Raw genomic sequence first — 2,959 nt, 5'->3', positions numbered from 1 at the left:
TTTTGCCTCCGGAGCGCAAGGACCGGTTTCGCGCGACGAGCCGAGAGGTGGGGAGGTTCGCGGAAAAAGCCACGATTCGAGGGAGCTCGTCCCGCGAAGGGGTCCGGCTCTTGCCCGAGGCCGATCGCGATCCGACGGCGAAAAGGGGCTCCGTTTCCCGCAACCGATCGCGTCGCGGGCTTGGATCGAGTGGGAAACAGCGAGGAAAGCCTCTTGAAGAATCGAGAGGAGAAGGGCGATCGAGAAAGGCATGGGGAGGCGGCTGCTTCCCCGAAGGCGGGCATGCTTGTTTCCTGGACGGCCCCGCTCGTCGTTTTCCTGATTGGTTGGTGCGGCGCTTTCCCCCTCTTTGCCCAGGGGAGCCGCCCGCTCAAGACGATACCCCCGCTTTCCGCCGCTTTCCCGCTCGTTCAGGAGGGCAGGGAGGTCCACGTCGCCTATCCGTTGGCCATCAACGACCATGTCGTCGTTCCCCGCAACGCCCGGCTCCATTTCCTCTACCAAAGGCCCCAGGGTGCGCAGCGAGCCGGGGAAGAAGGCGAATCTCCCAGAGCGGACGGTGGTGGAGCCATCCGATTCGGAGGCATGGGATTGGGGGGTATGGGATTGGGCGGGCTGCGCATGGGCGCGACGGTCGGGATGCCTCGGGGCTCCAGCCGGAAAGGAGGGCAAGCCGGAAAGCTCCGAGCGGAGAAGGTCGACCGGACCATGGTCTGGAGATCTTGCGAGGCGTTTCGAGAAGCCCTCTCCCGTCGGAACGGAGCGGGCCTGCGACTCGTATTTTCCCTGCCGGCAGCTCCCGTCGAAGATCTCGAACCTGTCGAGGAAGGCGAAGAGGATCTCGGTGAAGAGCCGCGTCCGCAGCCGAGGAGGGTCCGCGACGAGCCGGTTCTCCTGCCGCTGGGCCTGCTCCTGGCGCAGCGGAAGGGGGCTGCGACCGTGCTTGCGGTCGAGGAGGGGAGCGCCGGCGAAGAGGCCGGCCTCCGAGCCAGGGATCGCATCGTCTCTTTGAACGGCCGCCACTCTCCAAGCAACCTGGGGGGATTTTTGGCTCGCTATCGTCAAGAGAGGGAGCGCGGGCTTAAGGAATTGCGTTTGGTCGTGGAGCGAGCGGGAGTTCTTTCCCCAATCTCCCTGACCGTGCCGCTACCGCCGCGGCCCGGAAGGGAGTATCCTCAAGAGGTCGGCGGAGTGAGATAGGAGACGATGGCCAAACCCGGTGGGCAAATTCTTAGCCGGAGCGGTTGGGAGTGCCGAGGAGATGGGTCCTCGGCGGAAGCATGACATTGTCAAACTTTTGCGTAAACATGGCCGCGGCAAAGAACGCGACGGCCCGTAAGGTTTCCTGCCCGACGTTGGCAAGGTCGTGGCGGACATCGGTTGGTATGACAAAAACGCTGCCGGGGCCGAGAGGATAGACCCCCGACTCCATGCGCAGCTCGCCGATCCCAGAGAGGATGTATTGCGTCTCTTCGGTGGCATCCGTGTGCCATCCCAGTCTCCCGCCCGGGTCGATCTCATAGACGATCGCCGAGGATTGGGTTGCGCGGCGTCCGCCGCAAGACGCGAAGGCGCCGGTCCAACGTACGGAGGCGTCGTCTTCTCCACGAACGGAGAGACGTTCCAACTGCTTGCTGTCGACGACGGGATTCATGGACTCTCCTTTGCGGGTTGGTGGGAAGGACTGTTGCGTCGGATCCTAGAGGGTCCGGGCAGCCGGGACAAGGGATTTGCTTCTGGCAGGGGCTGTGGGTACCGATTCCGATCGAGCAAAAGACTCTCTGCCGATCATCCCTCATTGCCCACGATTCGAGGAAGCCGCAAGGGGCAGAGCCGCGCGGCCACAAGCCGACGGCGATTCCTGGAAAAATAAATGCTTTCGTAGCGCAATCTTGCTAAAAGCGTCGAACTGCGGGTTTGAATGGATGATGAGAGAAGGTTTCCACGGGGTTTGCCGAGGCTGATGATGGGGGCGGAACCAGCGTTGGCATCGGAGAGGCCGATGCGAAGCATTCCTTTGGCATGGCTGCTCTTCGTGATCCTCAACCTCCTGCTTTTTTCCGGTTGTCAGGCGAAAAGCATCAAAGGCGTTGTGCTCCCGTTCTCCACCCTGCATCGAAAGACGCAAAAGCTCGGGAGCAAGCCCCGCCATCTTTGGACCTACGGCGAATTTACCGCCTGGAGCCCTGTCCAAGAGGGGGTGTTTGCCGCCGCCTTCCCTAAGCTGTTGAGTTTGACCGTATTGCAGAAGATCGCCCCTTACGTGGTCTTTCCGACCGAGCCGATCGTCCAAATCGCGATTTGCGAAGCCGATTTTCCGATCCCGGGATTGAAGCAAGGGAAGCGCTTCGTCATTACCGAGGAGGAACCGGCCGAGGTCCTGGAGATGTTGCAATCGCACTGCTTTTATGCGCGCTTGCGGCTTTCGGCCCCGCCCAAGCTGCTCGGAAAGCCCGAGGAGAAGGAGAGCGGAGGGGTGAAGGCCGAGGCGGGAGAGGAGCAAGGGGCGGCCGCTGGCCGAGGGAAGCGGGCGGAAGCCGAAGGGCGCAATCCCGGAGAGAAAACGACGGAGCGTGCTTCCGAAAAGCCCCTAGTGCTCCATTTTTCCGCCATCGCCCGGGCCTGGAAAGAGCGGGGAACGCGTCCTTCGGATACTTGGACCTACGGGAGATTCTTCATCGATGCGCCGCCGCAAGAGGGTCTCTTCATCGGCCACGAATCGGGTTTGGCGACGAGGAGGATCATTGAAGGACTTCTCGCCTCCGCGGTGGTCTTTCCTTTCGGGGAGCGCTACGATACCGCGATTTTCTCCTCGCGCTTCCGGCATCTGCAGATCGAAAGAAAGTCGGTGATCGAAATCGACAAACGGCATCCGGCCCGGGTGGTGGAAATCGTTCCGGCGGGCGGATTGCTGGTGCGGCTCGATCTCGAGGCCGAGCCGCAGGTGGAAGGTCCCGGA

General features: G+C 62.3%; 3 protein-coding genes. 2 read left to right on the top strand and 1 reads right to left on the bottom strand.

Features of this window, described 5'->3' with window-relative positions:
* Positions 1 to 213: 213 nt before the first annotated feature.
* Entirely contained in the window at positions 214 to 1,200 is a 987-nt protein-coding gene (locus FN369_RS01120; protein ID WP_142524380.1) for a PDZ domain-containing protein, read from the top strand.
* Between the two features lie 31 nt (positions 1,201 to 1,231).
* Here FN369_RS01120 and FN369_RS01115 read toward each other — a convergent pair whose 3' ends face one another.
* Positions 1,232 to 1,654: a cupin domain-containing protein gene (locus tag FN369_RS01115; protein ID WP_142524379.1), complete on the bottom strand. Its 423-nt coding sequence runs from the start codon at positions 1,652 to 1,654 to the stop codon at positions 1,232 to 1,234.
* Positions 1,655 to 2,002: 348 nt separating this feature from the next.
* Here FN369_RS01115 and FN369_RS01110 point away from each other — a divergent pair.
* A partial coding sequence (locus tag FN369_RS01110; protein ID WP_178087592.1) for a hypothetical protein occupies positions 2,003 to 2,959 on the top strand: 957 nt, incomplete at its 3' end.

This window comes from Methylacidimicrobium cyclopophantes, from assembly GCF_902143385.2.
Taxonomy (GTDB): Bacteria; Verrucomicrobiota; Verrucomicrobiia; order Methylacidiphilales; family Methylacidiphilaceae; genus Methylacidimicrobium; species Methylacidimicrobium cyclopophantes.
This window is presented reverse-complemented; position numbering and strand designations above follow the sequence as displayed.